Here is a 15,914-nt window from a genome sequence, read left to right as displayed (position 1 = left end):
ACTGATTCACGTAACAATACTTTTCTTACAATAACAATATAATTATGCATCATTTAATATATTTCTTTGCCTTGATTTTACTAACTAGCGGCTTATTTATAATGCTTACAAGTCGTAATTATATTCATAAAATTATCGGGCTTGGAATCTTTCAAAGTTCGGTGTTAGTATTTTATTTAAGTATCGGAAAAATTAAAATAGGCGGTGTACCTATTTTCCAAGAGGGCGTCACTACTTACACTAGCCCTTTGCCTCATGTATTAATGCTAACTGCTATAGTAGTTGGGTTTGCTACTCTTAGCGTAGCTTTAAGTTTAATATATCAAATTTATAAACATTTTGGTACAATATCAGAAAACGAAATTAATTTTGATAAATGATTATAGCTAACCATGTCCCTATCATACAAATATTATTCCCTTTATTTGGGGCTTTACTCTCAATAATATCTTTTCGCTTTATTACCTTTGCACGAATAATTACTACGATTTGTATTTTATCTAGCCTTTTGGTCAGTGTTTATGGATATAGCATTATACAAAATACGGAGCTATCTTACACCATGGGAGGATGGACTTCAAAAATAGGAATAGAATATCGGCTAAATGCACTAAACCAAGCTATTATTATTTATCTTAACTTGGTTTTATTATTCTTCTTAGTTTTTTGTCATAAGATTACTAATCAAACTATCTTAAAATATATAAACCATAATAGAAAATCTTTATTTTACGGTATATTATTATTCGCTCATACGGGCTATTTAGGGATGATTGCTACTCACGATTTTTTTAATCTATATATATTTATAGAGATTTCGGCACTTAGTAGCTATGTCCTGATAGCCTCAGGTAATAATCCAAAATCTTTAATCGGAACTTTTGATTATTTGATAATAGGTAGTATCGGTGCAACTCTTATTCTTATATCTATAGGATTTTTGCTAAGCATTACGGGTAGTTTGAATATGGCAGAAATTGCAGCGTATTTACAAGAACATACTAATTCCCGTATAATTACTATAGCTATCGGTTTTTTCTTAATAGGTGCTATTTTAAAAACAGCTTTTTTCCCTATGCATTTTTGGATGATGAGAGCTTATAATAACACGGCTTCAGTTATTTTAGTATATTTAGCAGGGATTTCTACTATAATAGGAATATATATAATATATAAATTTACTTATATTATTATAGGCTATGAGACAATTAAAACGGCTATTACAAATTTTATAAAACCTATCGCTTTAGCTACTCTTATTATAGCCCCGTATTTTGCTTACCAAACACAAGATTTCAAGAATATTATAATTTATTCATGTTGCACTCAAATAGGTTACGTATTTTTATTATACGTAACCGAAAACGGTATAATAGTTTTACCAAGTTTATTACTTGCGGATAGTATAAATAAAATAGCTCTTTTCTTGATAGATGCTTATAATGAAAGCTATAAAAGAGAGCCTAACAAAGTTTTAATAATAATTGCTATTATGTGCAGCTGTGGCTTACCTATCAGTCCATTATTTTTTATCAAAGTAAATATTCTTGAATTATTATTAACACAAAATCTACTATTAGATTTTATTATAATTTTACTTAGCTCCGTAGGATCGTTATTTTACCATTATAAAATGGTACTATTGTCATTCCCGCGAAAGCGGGAATCCAGTAATTAAAAAATATAAACACAGTAAGTTTTTAAAACTAAAAGCATGATTTATCTCGCTTTTTCTGGATTCCCACTTTTAGCTAGGCATGACATAGAAAGCCATACAGGTAATGCTCTAACCATACTATCAAAAAAAGTATAACAGCTTATCATGATTACACAATTTACTACTCCGAGTCTTTTGATTCTATCCACTTTGCTAGTTGGTGCATTAAACTTAACTAGCCCGTATGCCACTCAAAAAGATAGCTTTATACGTAATTTTTTACTTATTACTATCGCTATTTTTTTCTTCGGTAATATTTTAATTATAGACTGGTTGTTTTTAAAAGGTATTAGAGCAGGATTTGAATTTAATATATTCAGTAATTACTCTATAGGATTCCATCTTGAACCTTTAGGGCTTATTTTCTTAAGCTTAATAGGCTTTTTATGGATTTGTGCTTTACTTTACACTCCCAAATATCTTGCTATTAATAATATAGACTATTCTTCTAGATTCTTATTTTTCTTTAACTTAACTATTATAATCGGTGTTTTAATTGCTTTATCTAGCAACTTATTCACGATGTTTATTTGCTATGAGCTTTTAACTATTTCTACAGCTTTTTTAATAGGACATACCAAAAATAATATAGTACTTAGAGGGTTATATAAATATCTAAAAATTCTGATGATTTCTGCCACAATATTATTTTTACCGGCAGTAATAATTATTTATACTAAAACCGGTAACGGAGATTTTGCAAGTGGGAGTTTAGTAGAAAATTATTTTTCCAAAAACCAGTCAATTATTTTATTGTTAATGTTTATTTGCGGTATTGCTAAAACTGCAATTTTTCCGGTGCATTCATGGCTTCCTGCTGCAATGGTTGCACATTACCCCATTAGTAGTTTGCTGCATGCCGTAATAGTGGTTAAAACCGGATTATTTTGCATTTACAAAATCCTATTATATATATTCGGTTTATCGTATTTACAAATGATATTTGCCGAGTTTAACTGGTTAATTTTTATACCGATAGTAAGCATATTTTATAGCTCAATCAAAGCCCTAGACACGGATAATATCAAAAAAATACTCGCCTACTCTACTATGAACCAATTAAGCCTTGCATTGCTTAGTGCTTTCATGTTAACACCTAAGGCACTTGGAGCCGCAATACTCCATTTAGTTTCACATTCTTTTACAAAAATCTGCTTATTTTATAGTATGGGAAGTATTTACAGTTTAAAGAAAGCCGATCAAGTACAGAATTTACATGGTACATCCAAAGAATTTCCTTTAATTTCTTGTATTATATCTATCTCTTCATTATCATTAATCGGTATACCTATCTTTAGCGGATTTATTAGCAAATTCTCAATATTACTTGCCGCAAGCGAACAGAATCAAATCATTGTTATGATTGTCGTAATAGCTAGTAGTATATTCTCAAGCCTTTACCTGCTCAAAATATTAAGCTCTATTTATAAACCTTCTTTAGTAGAATCTAGCGTAACAAAACCACTCCCCTACTCTATACAAATTAGTATAATAATGTGCTGCTGTGCCGTAACTCTTTTCTATTTTATTCAAATCTTAATCAGAGAATTTTTAGCTTATATTACATAAACATATTTACATAATCTACACATAATCATATAATATGTATACCTTTTATACTTCAAAAGTTGGAAGTCAAATAAGCAGTGCGCCTACACAGCGTACAATAGTACTTGAACACAGGCGAATCCCGAAATTTGACGTACCAAATCTTGAAGTATCAAAGGTATACATATGGTAATTATTTTTGAGTATAAATATGACACAAATTATTAGAGCAACAGAATTTGTACGATCTTTTTCAGATATTATGAATAGAGTTTACTATAAAGGCGAAAGCTTTGACATTCAAAAAGGTAATCATATCGTAGCAAGGATTACGCCTGCAGAAATCAAGCCTTCTGTAGCAGTAAGAGACTTAGAGGAAGCTTTTAAAAATGGTCCACATCTTGATCCTGAAGATGCTGATCAATTCATGAAAAATCTCGAAGAAATAAGACGCAATACTAAACAAGATATTAAAAAATTGGTTGAAAGATGGGATTAATTATTGATACTGCTATAATCATAGCTTTAGCAAGAGGAAAGGTAAGTACTAAGCAATGGTCACATTACGGTCAGACTTATATTAGCCCTATTGTGTTAACTGAACTATTAATAGGAGTAGATAGAGTCAAGAATGAGAATAAACGTATAAAATGTTTAGCTTTTATAGAATACGTAAAAAGTCTGTTTACTATATTACCTTTCGGTATTGAAGAAGTATATACATATGCACGTATTACTCATGATTTATACACACAACGTATAACTATAGGAACTCATGATATGCTTATTGCAGCAACGGCTATTACAAAAGGTTTTCCTATATTAACTCTAAATGTAAAAGACTTTAAAAGAATCCAGGGACTAGAGGTTTTAACAGTTTCTTCTAAGGATTAAAATGTTTATTCAAAATACCAAGTGTACATTGCCGCTTACTAATTTTGAGCTTATGTTTGATTTTCACCCACAAAATCAGCTAATAGCTCTAGCATTTCTAATTGTTACTGCTATCTTAAATCTTTATACAATTTCCCAAAATAGAAAATTAGAATGCTTAATCGGTAGTTTATACTGTTTATCCTCTATTATATGCGTATTTGCAGCTGATTTTATTGCCATGATAATCTCGCTTGAATTCATGACGATTTTTGCCTGCATAATTATTTTTTGTGACCAATTAAAGATAAAACCGGCACGTCAATATTTCCTCACTCATTTATTCAGCAGCGGACTAATCTTAATCGGTATGACTCTTCTAATCCAAACAACAAGTAATACGACTTTTACTTCTTTAACGGCATCAGTAAATAATTTTGAGTTACCAGCAGTATTCATACTTGCAGGTTGTTTAATTAATGCCTCGGCTATTTTTGTAAACGGTTGGGTGGTTCATTGCTATCCTATAGCTTCAAGTAGCGGTATTGTATATTTAATTAGTTTTACTACTAAAGTTATTTTAATTATCATTTTAAAATTATTTAGCGGTCTTGAGATATTAAAGTTTTTTGGGATATCAATGATCATTTACGGATTAGTATTTTCTCTAATTGAAAAAAAACTTAAACGATTAATATGTTATCTTACCGTATCACAGCTTGGTTTTATTTTAACGGCTATTAGCATAAACTCTCCAAATATAGCTTATCTTATTACAAGCTTTATATTCATACATATATTATATAACGGATTATTTGCTTTATATTTCGCTTATATAGAAGATGAATATGATATTAAAAATTACCAAGATCTTCAGAATACTCAAATTAATTTTATTTTATTAAGCGGATTTGTTATTAGTATATTGATCTATACATCTATACTACCTATTAGTTCTTCTTATATTAAAGATGAAATAGCTAATATTTTAAGCGAGAATAGCGTAATGCTATTTTCCAAGATAGCGACTTGTACCGTATTATTTGGGTTGTTGATGGAGAGTTCTACGCCATTCCTGTCTCTCTTTATGTCATTCCTACGAAAGCAGGAATCCAGTAAAAACCTTAAAAATAAAAGCTTTATAATATTTCTGGATTCCCGCTTTCGCGGGAATGACATAAGAACTATAACCTACCTCTCTTTCTGCATCATAACTTTATGCATATGTTTATTCTACCCTATTCAAATATCACATACTGCTAACTTTAAGCTAGTAATCCTTGCAATCTCACTGTTATTGGCTTTAATATTTAGAAAAATACCACGCATTTCGACAGAAAACATAAACCTTGACCTATACCAATATATTGAAAAATTTATATATTTCAGTATCGATAAATATAAAGAAACAGCAGACAATAACGAAGATGCGGCAGAATATCTTAACTTTAAGGTTATTTGGGATAATATTTTAAGTAAAATATCTGCTTGGCATAATCAGCAAACTGCTATATTGATTGTATTATTCCTATTAATTAGTTTGATTTTAACACTACAATAATTCGATGTCATTGTTGTATAGATACCAAAATCGTCATTGCGCGAAGAAACTGTAAGTTTCAACGAAGCAATCTAGTAAACAATTCTGATTACAGAATTTTTTATTATTTTACTAGATTGCCGCGTCGCCTACGGCTCCTCACAATGACGACTTTAGGCATAACAACACAAAAAAATAAAAAACATGAAACCACCAATAACAGACAAACAAAATTACAGCTTTGAAGTTCACGGAGCAACAATAAACGATGATTATCACTGGCTGCGTGATCCTAAGTGGCCAAATGTAGAAGACTCTAAAATTTTAGATTATTTAAAAGCTGAGAATCAATATACCGAAAATTTCTTTGCTGATCTGCAAAATGATAAGAAAAAGATTTTTGAAGAATTAAAAGGACGGGTTAAATTAGACGATGAATCGGTTTATGTTAAGAACAAAGATTATTACTATTACCATAGAGTAGAGGAGAATAAAAATTATCCGATATATTGCAGAAAGCATAATAATATGGATTCAGCGGAAGAAGTAATATTAGATGTCAACCTTCTTGCTCCAAATAGCGGTTTTACTGATGTTGCTACAGTTGCAATGTCATCTGATCACAATTTAATGGCTTATAGTGTTAATTTTACAGGTAATGAACAATACAATATCAAAATATACAACCTTAAAGAACAAAAATACTTACCTGATGAATTAGGCAATGTACAGCTAAATCTCGATCGCTTCAGACAAGATGAATTTCAGGAAAAGCCTGCGGAACGTACCAATATACGTGAGCATAGGCGAATGCCGCAAAATTCGCTTGTATCAAGCGATCGAGATTTAGCTGTAGCTCCTACTATAATTTGGCATGAACACTTAAACGGCTTTTTCTATATTACTATTAATGAGAATCAACACTGGGATAAGGTAATGTTTCACCGTCTAGGTGAAGAGGTCACTCAGGATAAATTAATATTCGAGGTAAAAAACCCTCTTCATTTTATCAGCTGCAAGAAATCAGCAAGTCATGAATATATTTTTATAAATTCAGGCGATCATAATGAAAATGAAATTTACGTAATTTCTATGCAGGATGACAGTTTTACGCCTAAATTAGTACGAGCTGCAGAAAACAAAATATTCTATGAAATAGAATATAATGGCGATTATTTTTATATTAAAACTAATTATAAAGCTAAAAATTTCCATGTTATAAAACTGCCGGTAAATAATTTTGAAAATACTAGCTGGGATGATATTTATATTAAGGAAGAACAAGACAAATATTTAAAAAGCTTTAATGTTACAAATAATTATTTAATCTTAAACTATCGTGACCAAGGTTTACCGCTAATTAAAATAAAGTGGTTTAAAGATTTACAAGAAAACACAATTCATTTTCCCGACGAAAGTTTCCAAGCAAGTAGTTTTTCTACAAACTTTGAGGAAGACGATATCAGAATAGATTACTCTTCTCTAGCAAGACCCAATACCACTTATAGCTACGATTTTAATAGCGATAAATTAACGATATTAAAGAGCCACGAAATACCTTCAGGCTTTAACCCGGAGGAGTATAAAGTAGAGAGAATATTTGCAGATAATGAAGATGTAAAGGTACCTATAACCTTGTTTTATAAAAAATCTTTATTTAAAAAAGACGGTTCAAATCCTTTATATCTAATGGGTTACGGTGCTTATGGCATCGCTATGCCCGTCAATTTTAGAAATACAGCAGTGACACTTGCCGATCGCGGTTTTATTTACGCAGTTGCTCATATTAGAGGTGGCGATGATCTAGGTCATGATTGGTATGAAGCTGCTAAGTTTTTAACCAAAAAAAGAACATTTGAAGACTTCATAGCCTGTAGTAGAGCTTTAATTAACGAGCAATATACAAGTAACAACAACATAGTAATAATGGGCGGTAGTGCCGGCGGTATGTTAATCGGTTACATACTCAACGAAAAACCGGAAATCTATAGAGCAGCAATCGCGCATGTACCGTTTGTTGATGTTTTGAGTACCATGCTTGACGAAAGCTTACCGTTAACTCTCTTGGAATATAATGAGTGGGGTAATCCGAAAGAGAAAGAATATTTTGAATATATTAAATCATATTCCCCTTATGATAACGTAAAAGCACAAAACTACCCTGCTCTATTCGTTACTTGCGGTATATCCGACCCACGTGTAGGTTACTGGGAACCTGCTAAATGGGTAGCAAAATTACGAGCACTAAAAATGGACAACAATCCCTTATTATTAAAAACAAATATGGATACGGGACATAAAGGTTCTGCTGGTCGTTTTGATTATCTGAAAGAAATAGCTGACGAATTAGTATTTATTTTTAAGGTGTTTGATGTTGAGGTTTAGTTAGCAGATTTGTTGCAGGAATGACATACAACACCTCTACTGAATACAAAAACAATGCATAAAAATTATCTAGAACAATTACAAAAATTACCGATTACTTTAATTTTACTAATTAGCTTAATTTGCTGTATTGGTTTCATTGTGCTTTATTCTGCAGCAAATAGCAATTTGCAGCCCTGGGCTTACAAACAAATTATAAATTTTTGTATATTCTTGCCTTTAGCTATTATTATTGCATTAATTGATTTACGCATAATATTTAGGTTATCGTGTATCTTTTATTTGTGCGTACTCGCTTTACTAGTAGCCGTGGAGCTTTTCGGCTCAACTGCCATGGGCGGTAAAAGATGGATTGATATCGGTATAGTTAAGCTTCAACCTTCTGAACCGATAAAAATCGCCATTGTACTAATGCTTGCTAGATATTTCCATTCACTAACAATTGATGATCTTACAAAATTTCATAAAGTTATTATACCGATTATAGGAGTTTTCATACCGGCTTTTCTAATAATTAGAGAACCAGATTTAGGTACGGGAATGATTGTTTTAATTGTTGCGGCAATTATATTTTTTGCGGCAGGTTTTAGAATAAAATATTTTATAATACTAGGTCTTGCTGCTCTTATTAGCCTACCTATCGCTTGGAATATGATGTATGATTATCAAAAAAAACGGGTAATGGTTTTTTTAGATCCCGAACATGATCCGCTCGGTGCTAGTTATAATATTATTCAGTCTAAAATCGCTATAGGTTCAGGTAGCCTATTTGGACGCGGTTTAAATCAAGGTAGCCAAAGCCATTTGGATTTTCTTCCCGAACATCAAACTGACTTTATCTTTGCTACCTTCGCTGAAGAGTTCGGCTTTATAGGAGGAATGTTTTTACTAATATTATATTTTGCACTTATAACTATTTCTTTATTAATTGCCGCAAATTGCCGAGAGATTTTTAGTAAATTAATGGTAATAGGTATTACCTCAATCTTATTTAGTCACGTATTTATTAATATAGCTATGGTTATGGGCTTACTTCCCGTAGTAGGCGTACCGCTACCGTTTATTTCTTACGGCGGAACAATGATCGCATCCATGCTAATCGGCTTTGGGCTTGTGATGAATGCTCAGGTACACGGACATACCACTTTAAACTAGTGCAATTATATTGACAAAATGGATAACATAAATTAATAATAAGTTGCACTTCACTTTCTGATTTTCCCTATTGACTTTTATATAAAACAGTATAGATTTCTTTACAATTTAATTTTTTATAAAGAATTTATGCTCGGCTATGAGAAAGCACCAACAAGTTTAAATAGAGAACAAAAACAAGCATGAGGTATTTTGTCTATTGGAACTTTTCCTGAATATTTTGATTTATATTTATATGTACATATGGCAGTGCCTCTCAACGAGCTTTTCCTCAAGCTGATCCTCAGACTGCTCTAATCTATGAAGCAGCTGCATTATGTTCAACATATATATTTAGACCGATAGGAGCATTAATCTTTGGTTGGCTTGGTGATAATATAGGAAGAAAATCAACTATAATAATAACTACTTTGCTTATTACTATAGCTTGTTTTATTATGGCAAATCTTCAACTTATGATAAAACAGGAATTGTAGCTACATGGATTACGATAGCATGCCGTATGGCACAAGGCATGTCCTCAATGGGAAAAGTAATAGGAGCAGATGTATATTTAACTGAATTTATTAAACCACCTGTACAATATCCAACTGTAGCAGCTTTAGATAGTTTTTGTATATTAGGTGGTTTTGGAGCATTATGCTTAGCTTCTTTAGTTACTTCATTTGGTTTTAGTTGGCGTATAGCTTTTTTAATCGGTGCTGGAATCACTATAGTGGAATCATCGGGAGAACTGCGCTTAGAGAGACACCGGAGTTTGTGTATACTAAACGATATTTAAGAAAAACTTTAGAACAAGTTAATATTGATCCTAAGAAGATAAAAGTAATATTAAAACTATTATAGCGTTTTTTTATTAGATTGTACAGGTCCTGTAGCATTTTATGTATAATATATTTATTGTACTAATATATTAAAAAATACTTTTAATTATAGCCCTGCAGAAATTATTCATCAGAATTTATTTGTAGCACAGTTTAATTATTGTTGTTTTATTTCATGTGCCTCTATATACACAGCAATTTTTACAAAACTAATTAAACTTTCCTCATTTTTTCAGGTGATTTAGCACCTAAAGTTTGTAAATTATGCATTCTGTCAAAGAACTTTATTAATACTATATCATATCTTTTTTGTCTAACTAGCAAATTCATTATGTTTTATTAGTGCTGTTATTGCTTATCCCGTATAAAGCTTATCTGCCAAAAACTTTCTTCTTTATATTATCTTCTTCTAAAAAATATATCACTTTTTTCATTCAATATATCATCACGGTTTGTATATAAAGATTCAATAAATAAAATAGAGTCCTTTAAAGCTAGTTGCACAGCTATATTGTCCTGATCATGTCTTTCTATAGCTTTAGAAGAAAGCCCAAATTCTTTAACTACATTACCTAATTCTTTTATATTAGCTCGAAATCTAGTAGAATCAGAATTTGATATAGGTGTTTTTGAAAGATTTATTATTTCGTTTTTACGTTCTTGTGTTTTAATAATAACTATTTTCTTTAAGTTATCGTCTAAATCTTCTATTCCAATTTTATTGCGAATAATATCGTTTATACTAATTACTTTATTTCCATGCTTTCTCTCATGCCTTGCTGCTACTATACTGCAAACCAAATCTGTTAATATATCTATCTAAGAAACTTTGCGTTATTAAATCTATACCTTTTGCTAATATTTTTATTATACCCTCTTGCTCATTAATATTATTTTTAAATATTTTAGTTTCAGCAATACAGCAAGCATTTATGATATTTTTATATTCCAATAAAATGCATTACAGTAATCGTATAATAATGGGCTTGCTTGTGCTAAACTTTCAATTCCTCTAAAGATTTCTGCTTTTTGTATTGTTCCACTAGCTTTTAGTGTTTTATTGTGGCTATCTATCTTAATTTCATAGGCATCTAATCTTTTATTTGCCCCGGCATCTAGTAATTTAAAATTACTGGTTTTCAACCTTATTTTTGCATCTTGAATTATTTCACTTGCAAACTTCAGCTTACTACTATGTTTAAATATCTGTTTTTCTTCTTCAGGCTTAAGCTTTTCATTCTTAATAAAGCAATCACATTGTTCTTGGGCTGCTAATTCGTTAAATAGTTGCCCTCTTAGTTCTGTGTTAATTTCTGCTGGATAAATCGTGGCTATTTTCTTTAAATGATCCTCACCAAATTTATATATTAGATGATCACCGAAAATACTTCTTTTTTCTAACAACATTACGAACTTATCTTTATTATCACCTGCATAAGATAAAAGATATTTTTCAGTAAAAAATTTGGTATTTTAATTTGTAATACTACTTACGTAATTAATATCACTTGCTGCTATTTTAAGAGCTAATCCTTTGTTTAGGAATATAGGTTTATGTGTTTTATATCATTCTGCTAACGGATCGTCTGTTTCTGCAAGTAATTTAGTTACAAACTCCTCCAAACTTACTATTTTGCTTGCTGAATTATCGGTTGTAAATGTTTCATAGTTTCTATCTTCAAATATTATCTTGCCTTCTATTCCCGGTGCTTTACTAACCGATACTGTAAAAGTAAAATTATATTTCTTTATACCATTTAAAATAAACTTACTCTCTAACTCATTTATCACACCGCTTTTTAATATGCTTTTACATATTTCTTTTAAACAGATTTGCGTTTCGCTTATATTCGGTAATTAGTTAAAACTCACAATAAACCATTCTATTACTTCAGGATTTTTACTTTTTTCATTCTTGAGTGATGTAATCGGTTATTGTGTGTAGAGTGGTGTTTGCCTTTGTGTGTAAATCTTCATCAAATTGGAATGCTTCAATTTTAGTTAAGTAAATTATTTTTAATAATTCATGAAATTGTTTATGACCTCCTTTATTAACTAACATTACTTTTAATATTTCAATTAAATTCCAAGTAGCTTCATACTCAGGCATATCTGTCAACATAAGGGTCACTGAGTATATCTTTGAACACTTTAAATGCTTCTTCTACCGGTTTTACCTTTCCTAATTCAACTAAACTTAAAGCAGACTCAGATTTGTCAGAATTACTAAATAGATTTTTCAGTATTTTAGATGCGTCATGTGATATATTGGGGTTTATTTGTATTATCCAACCTAGGATTTTGGCGATTGTGAATTCAATATAATTACTAGGATTATTAAGTAGTGTATTCAATATTTTTAATGTCTCTTGGGCTAAACTAGGATTTATACGTACTGTTTCAGTTAAGCTCCAAATAACTACAATTTTGACTTCGTTGCCGGAATCGTTTAATACTTCTTTCAATATACTAAATATTGCTAATGTTAAACTTGACAATATATATTAACTCTAAACTTAAAACAACCGTAGCCTTAATATAAATATTAGAATCATTTAGTAGATATTGCAGTGTATTTAAAGCTTCTTGTTCATGCATTACACTTAGCATTTCAGTTAAGCTTCGAGTAGCTTGATATAAAATTTCATTATTAGAGTTACCCAATAGTTATTCTGATTTTAAACATTGCACAGTATCAAATTTGACATAATTAGCATTACGGATTAGTGTTTTCAATATGTTCAATGCTTCTTTTACTAAACTAGGCTTTGCTTTTACTATTTCAACTAAAACTGAAACTGCCTAGAACTTGAAATTTTCTATAGGATCATTAAATAATTCTTGCAGTGCATTAAATGCCTTGGGTGCTATATTAGGTGTTGTATTTACTATTTTAACTAAGCTTTTAGTAACTCAGTATTTGTTGTATAATTTTTTTTACCTGATTTAATATTTTTATATCTAAATTAGGCATAATATTAATTATTTCAATCAATATTATATTTACATATTCATTTAATACCTTTTTATTTAATAATGGTATTATTTTTTTAAAGCTTTCCTGTAATACTGTCTTATCTATCGTCTCATCTAATATATGTGCCAATTTTTGTAATACTAGCTTCTTTAATTGCGTATCATCAACTTTTAATAAACCGATTAATCTTTCATAAATTTTTGTTTTATTACCCGAAGTATTTTTATTTATTAATTATTTCTATAGCTATTTTAAATGCTTGAAATATAGTTTCTTTGTTTCGTAATTTCTCATTTATTAGCTTAGCAATCTCTGCCGATAAATATCCGCTATCTATTATATGTTGTTCCCAATCTGTAATATCTTGTAGTACGATCTCATCTATCAACTCTTGTATTTGTTTTAAATACGGTATTCTACTATTAAATTGTCCCTTAATTTTGCTTTGAGCTAATAAATGCACTAAGAGTATAATCTTTCTTTCAATTCCTAGCTCTAATATTCCATCAACATTACATGTTACAGCTTCCCAAAATATTTCTATTAACTCTTGATTATTTTCATTACTTACCATCCCTGCTAGAAACTTCAGAGTCATTAGATATTTCGGTTCGTTTCTATGCGCACCTATAAAGCTCGCTGCTTTGTGTTTTGTATTATTATCTGTTAACTGATTTTTTAAATAACATGCAGCTAGATATTCTTGAAATGTTAAATGAATAAATTGAAAATTTTGCCCTTCTCTTCTTAATAGCCCTTGTTCTATAACTTCATCTATATCATTAGCTTCAGTTTTATTTTTATATTTATTTTGGTTTTTTTCTAGATGCCTATTATTAAGCCAGTTTATTATTTCACTATATAAATATTAAAATCTTCATCGCTGTTTTTGTGCAACTGATCCCTTATATCTTGATCACTCCAAACCAAACATATTAATGCAGTATTGATAGGAACTTCACATATTTCTTTTTTATTTGGCTATGAGTATCCAAAAAGCTTTTTAATTGCACTCCTAGCTCTTTATCATACTCAAAATTTTTATGTACATATTGCTCTATTCCCTCACTATCCCAGCCTGTATTGTCTACTTTCTGCTCAAATCTGTTGCTCATTTCTTCTATAACCGCATTAGGCCTAGAACTCATTACGATATTTTTATACTGAAATACCGAATCCATAATATCTCGGTAATCACGATTACTCTGTGACAAAAACGCTACCTCATCATAACCATCCAGTAGTAATAATATCCTATCTTTATCTTGTATACTTTTTATATCTTCAAGTTTTATATCTTTAGAATCTAAACAATAATGGACAAAACAACTTAGTATATCGTCATCTATATTAGTACCATAACGTACTGTCCAATTGCTTAACAATTCCTTTAACCTGATTCTAAATACATAATCAAATTTGTTGTTCCACAGTTTGTCTTTTTCCCATTTATAAGATAGATAATGCATTAACGTGGTTTTACCTATTCCTGCACTACCGAGTAACAATACTTTACCTATATCAACTTGCATTCTGTTTATTTTCTCAACTATATTTTTTATTTCTGAGGTACTTTTATTAGTTAGATTTCTGCGAAGTATCGCAAACTTATTTTCTTCATTCAGTGACTTAACTATATTATCAATTTTTTCTTCTTGAACTTGATAATTTTTATTAAATAGCTCTCTTATCTCTCCGTATCTATGGCTTTAAAAATATTCTCTATTTCTGCCGGTGATGAAACAGAAGTAGATTTCGGTACGTGGGCTAGTCCTTTTGTCGGCAATAGTACTCAAAAGGCACAAAATAATCTAAGCGGTTATAAATCTAACTCAACCGGCAGTACTGTCGGTTTTGATAGTTGAGTAGGCGATGATTTCTTACTTGGCGTTGCTAGTGCATGGCAAACGAACTCTTACGGTTGATATGGCACTGAGATTAGGTAAATATTTTCACACTTCAGCCCAGTTATGTAATTTACAAGCAAGATATGATTTAAAATTAGCCCAGCGTAATGAATGGCCTCATATTAAAATCGTATTCGTACTATGGAAGTAGCAAGAAAAGCTAGTTTATCATTTCCCAGCAACGGCAAAAGATTCAGGATGTCTTATGGCAATATCGATATCCTGCATAAATCTTATTCTTATACTGTCGCTTGTATCAAGTGCATAAGGGTTAACTAACACATCTAATACGCCCCATTGCCCGACATAAAATATTAAATAATACTTTTTATCACGGAGTAATACATTATAAAAAAGGCAACAAATACTACTCTCATATTTACAAGCTTATTGTTACTAAAGAATTATAGAACAAATAGAAAAAGTTTTTGCATCAATGTATATTGAGCCTGATTTATTGAACAAAATAATTAAAAGTGTTAAAGAATCGGCAAAATATGAAAAAGATTATTATAACACAAGAATAACAGAATTAAATAAAGAGCTTATCAGTGTAAAAAATAGCCTTGATAAGCTTAGAAGTAAACTTTTAGAAGGTATATTTACAAATGAAGAATACGAAGAAGATAAATATAAATTAACAACACGTCGTGATAAAGTAATGTAGAGATAACAGAGCATAATAAAGGTGATGATTGTTTTACGGAAAAAATGATAGATGTACTAAATTTAGTTGTCAATGCACATCAATATTTTGTTTTGTCGAATGCTGAGGGGAAAAGACACCTAATAAAAACTGTGTTTTCAATTAAATTAACAGGCAAAAAGCTTGACTTTATGCTGCATTCACCGTTTGATGCATTCGTAAAGTTGTCAAAAATCGAGAAATGGCTCCCCGGGCCGGACTCGAACCAGCGACCGAACGGTTAACAGCCGTTTGCTCTACCACTAAGCTACCGAGGAACATTAGAAGCATCTGGAAGATTCA

The 15,914-nt window shown here is 30.6% G+C and carries 23 protein-coding genes, 1 tRNA gene and 2 pseudogenes; 14 read left to right on the top strand and 12 right to left on the bottom strand.

The features are described 5' to 3' along the window. Positions 1–44 precede the first annotated feature (44 nt). The 11 genes and pseudogenes from RAT170B_RS01445 to RAT170B_RS11045 all read left to right on the top strand — a co-directional run bounded on the left by RAT170B_RS01445 (position 45) and on the right by RAT170B_RS11045 (position 9,999). Positions 45–380, top strand: coding sequence for a Na+/H+ antiporter subunit C (locus RAT170B_RS01445; RefSeq protein WP_014014086.1), 336 nt, complete (start codon positions 45–47; stop codon positions 378–380). Continuing rightward, positions 377–1,678 carry a proton-conducting transporter membrane subunit gene (locus RAT170B_RS01440; RefSeq protein WP_045805408.1) on the top strand — a complete coding sequence of 434 codons (1,302 nt, stop codon included), beginning with the start codon at positions 377–379 and terminating at the stop codon, positions 1,676–1,678. Before RAT170B_RS01445 ends, RAT170B_RS01440 begins: the two co-directional genes overlap by 4 nt. 144 nt (positions 1,679–1,822) lie before the next feature. Then, entirely contained in the window at positions 1,823–3,286 is a 1,464-nt protein-coding gene (locus tag RAT170B_RS01435; RefSeq protein WP_014014084.1) for a proton-conducting transporter membrane subunit, read from the top strand. A 37-nt stretch (positions 3,287–3,323) separates the two neighbouring features. After that, positions 3,324–3,449, top strand: a pseudogene (locus tag RAT170B_RS08135) (palindromic element RPE5 domain-containing protein); the annotation flags it as partial. 27 nt (positions 3,450–3,476) lie between these two features. Beyond that, complete coding sequence (gene vapB / locus RAT170B_RS01430; protein WP_045805407.1) at positions 3,477–3,764, top strand: type II toxin-antitoxin system antitoxin VapB; 288 nt, start codon at positions 3,477–3,479, stop codon at positions 3,762–3,764. Continuing rightward, on the top strand, positions 3,755–4,159 hold the full coding sequence (gene vapC / locus RAT170B_RS01425; protein WP_014014082.1) for a ribonuclease VapC: 405 nt from the start codon (positions 3,755–3,757) through the stop codon (positions 4,157–4,159). The genes vapB and vapC overlap by 10 nt, the downstream gene beginning before the upstream one ends. Position 4,160: 1 nt before the next feature. Then, positions 4,161–5,699, top strand: coding sequence for a proton-conducting transporter membrane subunit (locus tag RAT170B_RS01420; protein WP_045805406.1), 1,539 nt, complete (start codon positions 4,161–4,163; stop codon positions 5,697–5,699). Between the two features lie 183 nt (positions 5,700–5,882). Beyond that, complete coding sequence (locus RAT170B_RS01415) at positions 5,883–8,063, top strand: prolyl oligopeptidase family serine peptidase (protein WP_045805405.1); 2,181 nt, start codon at positions 5,883–5,885, stop codon at positions 8,061–8,063. Between the two features lie 54 nt (positions 8,064–8,117). Continuing rightward, positions 8,118–9,218, top strand: coding sequence for a rod shape-determining protein RodA (gene rodA / locus RAT170B_RS01410; RefSeq protein WP_045805404.1), 1,101 nt, complete (start codon positions 8,118–8,120; stop codon positions 9,216–9,218). A gap of 227 nt (positions 9,219–9,445) precedes the next feature. Continuing rightward, positions 9,446–9,694: an MFS transporter gene (locus RAT170B_RS12005; protein ID WP_315849879.1), complete on the top strand. Its 249-nt coding sequence runs from the start codon at positions 9,446–9,448 to the stop codon at positions 9,692–9,694. Positions 9,695–9,741: 47 nt separating this feature from the next. After that, positions 9,742–9,999 (top strand): hypothetical protein, encoded by a 258-nt coding sequence (locus RAT170B_RS11045; RefSeq protein ID WP_261368625.1) that lies wholly within the window; start codon positions 9,742–9,744, stop codon positions 9,997–9,999. 256 nt (positions 10,000–10,255) lie between these two features. On the opposite strand, the pseudogene RAT170B_RS12000 reads toward RAT170B_RS11045, so the two are convergent. The 11 genes and pseudogenes from RAT170B_RS12000 to RAT170B_RS01355 form a co-directional block, all read right to left on the bottom strand. Then, positions 10,256–10,372, bottom strand: a pseudogene (locus RAT170B_RS12000) (guanosine-3',5'-bis(diphosphate) 3'-pyrophosphohydrolase); the annotation flags it as partial. Positions 10,373–10,441: 69 nt separating this feature from the next. Beyond that, positions 10,442–10,843 (bottom strand): hypothetical protein, encoded by a 402-nt coding sequence (locus tag RAT170B_RS01400; RefSeq protein ID WP_045805403.1) that lies wholly within the window; start codon positions 10,841–10,843, stop codon positions 10,442–10,444. Next, entirely contained in the window at positions 10,812–10,994 is a 183-nt protein-coding gene (locus RAT170B_RS10755; protein WP_024704486.1) for a hypothetical protein, read from the bottom strand. Before RAT170B_RS10755 ends, RAT170B_RS01400 begins: the two co-directional genes overlap by 32 nt. After that, positions 10,973–11,449, bottom strand: coding sequence for a hypothetical protein (locus RAT170B_RS10750; RefSeq protein WP_045805402.1), 477 nt, complete (start codon positions 11,447–11,449; stop codon positions 10,973–10,975). Before RAT170B_RS10750 ends, RAT170B_RS10755 begins: the two co-directional genes overlap by 22 nt. A gap of 159 nt (positions 11,450–11,608) precedes the next feature. Then, entirely contained in the window at positions 11,609–11,833 is a 225-nt protein-coding gene (locus RAT170B_RS01385) for a hypothetical protein (protein WP_024704484.1), read from the bottom strand. A 118-nt stretch (positions 11,834–11,951) separates the two neighbouring features. Further along, positions 11,952–12,152, bottom strand: a complete 201-nt coding sequence (locus RAT170B_RS01380) for a hypothetical protein (protein ID WP_014014076.1) — start codon at positions 12,150–12,152, stop codon at positions 11,952–11,954. Beyond that, positions 12,145–12,540, bottom strand: a complete 396-nt coding sequence (locus RAT170B_RS01375; protein WP_014014075.1) for a hypothetical protein — start codon at positions 12,538–12,540, stop codon at positions 12,145–12,147. Before RAT170B_RS01375 ends, RAT170B_RS01380 begins: the two co-directional genes overlap by 8 nt. Next, positions 12,512–12,706 carry a hypothetical protein gene (locus RAT170B_RS01370; RefSeq protein WP_045805401.1) on the bottom strand — a complete coding sequence of 65 codons (195 nt, stop codon included), beginning with the start codon at positions 12,704–12,706 and terminating at the stop codon, positions 12,512–12,514. The genes RAT170B_RS01375 and RAT170B_RS01370 overlap by 29 nt, the downstream gene beginning before the upstream one ends. A gap of 241 nt (positions 12,707–12,947) precedes the next feature. Beyond that, entirely contained in the window at positions 12,948–13,148 is a 201-nt protein-coding gene (locus RAT170B_RS11040) for a hypothetical protein (RefSeq protein ID WP_014014073.1), read from the bottom strand. Between the two features lie 94 nt (positions 13,149–13,242). After that, on the bottom strand, positions 13,243–13,617 hold the full coding sequence (locus RAT170B_RS01360) for a hypothetical protein (protein WP_045805511.1): 375 nt from the start codon (positions 13,615–13,617) through the stop codon (positions 13,243–13,245). A gap of 337 nt (positions 13,618–13,954) precedes the next feature. Then, positions 13,955–14,551: an NACHT domain-containing protein gene (locus tag RAT170B_RS01355; RefSeq protein ID WP_261368624.1), complete on the bottom strand. Its 597-nt coding sequence runs from the start codon at positions 14,549–14,551 to the stop codon at positions 13,955–13,957. Positions 14,552–14,722: 171 nt separating this feature from the next. Here RAT170B_RS01355 and RAT170B_RS09535 point away from each other — a divergent pair, with 171 nt between their 5' ends. The 3 genes from RAT170B_RS09535 (at position 14,723) to RAT170B_RS01340 (ending at position 15,593) form a co-directional block, all read left to right on the top strand. After that, entirely contained in the window at positions 14,723–14,884 is a 162-nt protein-coding gene (locus RAT170B_RS09535; RefSeq protein ID WP_024704481.1) for an autotransporter outer membrane beta-barrel domain-containing protein, read from the top strand. A 61-nt stretch (positions 14,885–14,945) separates the two neighbouring features. After that, positions 14,946–15,077, top strand: coding sequence for a transcriptional regulator (locus tag RAT170B_RS01345; protein ID WP_225981189.1), 132 nt, complete (start codon positions 14,946–14,948; stop codon positions 15,075–15,077). Between the two features lie 285 nt (positions 15,078–15,362). After that, entirely contained in the window at positions 15,363–15,593 is a 231-nt protein-coding gene (locus RAT170B_RS01340) for a hypothetical protein (RefSeq protein WP_045805399.1), read from the top strand. Positions 15,594–15,814: 221 nt separating this feature from the next. On the opposite strand, the gene RAT170B_RS01335 is transcribed toward RAT170B_RS01340, so the two are convergent. Continuing rightward, positions 15,815–15,889 (bottom strand) — tRNA-Asn (locus tag RAT170B_RS01335). Positions 15,890–15,914: the final 25 nt, after the last annotated feature.

Origin of the sequence: Rickettsia argasii T170-B (genome assembly GCF_000965185.1) — a bacterium.
Lineage (GTDB): Bacteria > Pseudomonadota > Alphaproteobacteria > Rickettsiales > Rickettsiaceae > Rickettsia > Rickettsia rickettsii.
Note: the sequence above shows the minus strand (reverse complement) of the source record. Positions and strands in the feature narration are given on the sequence as shown.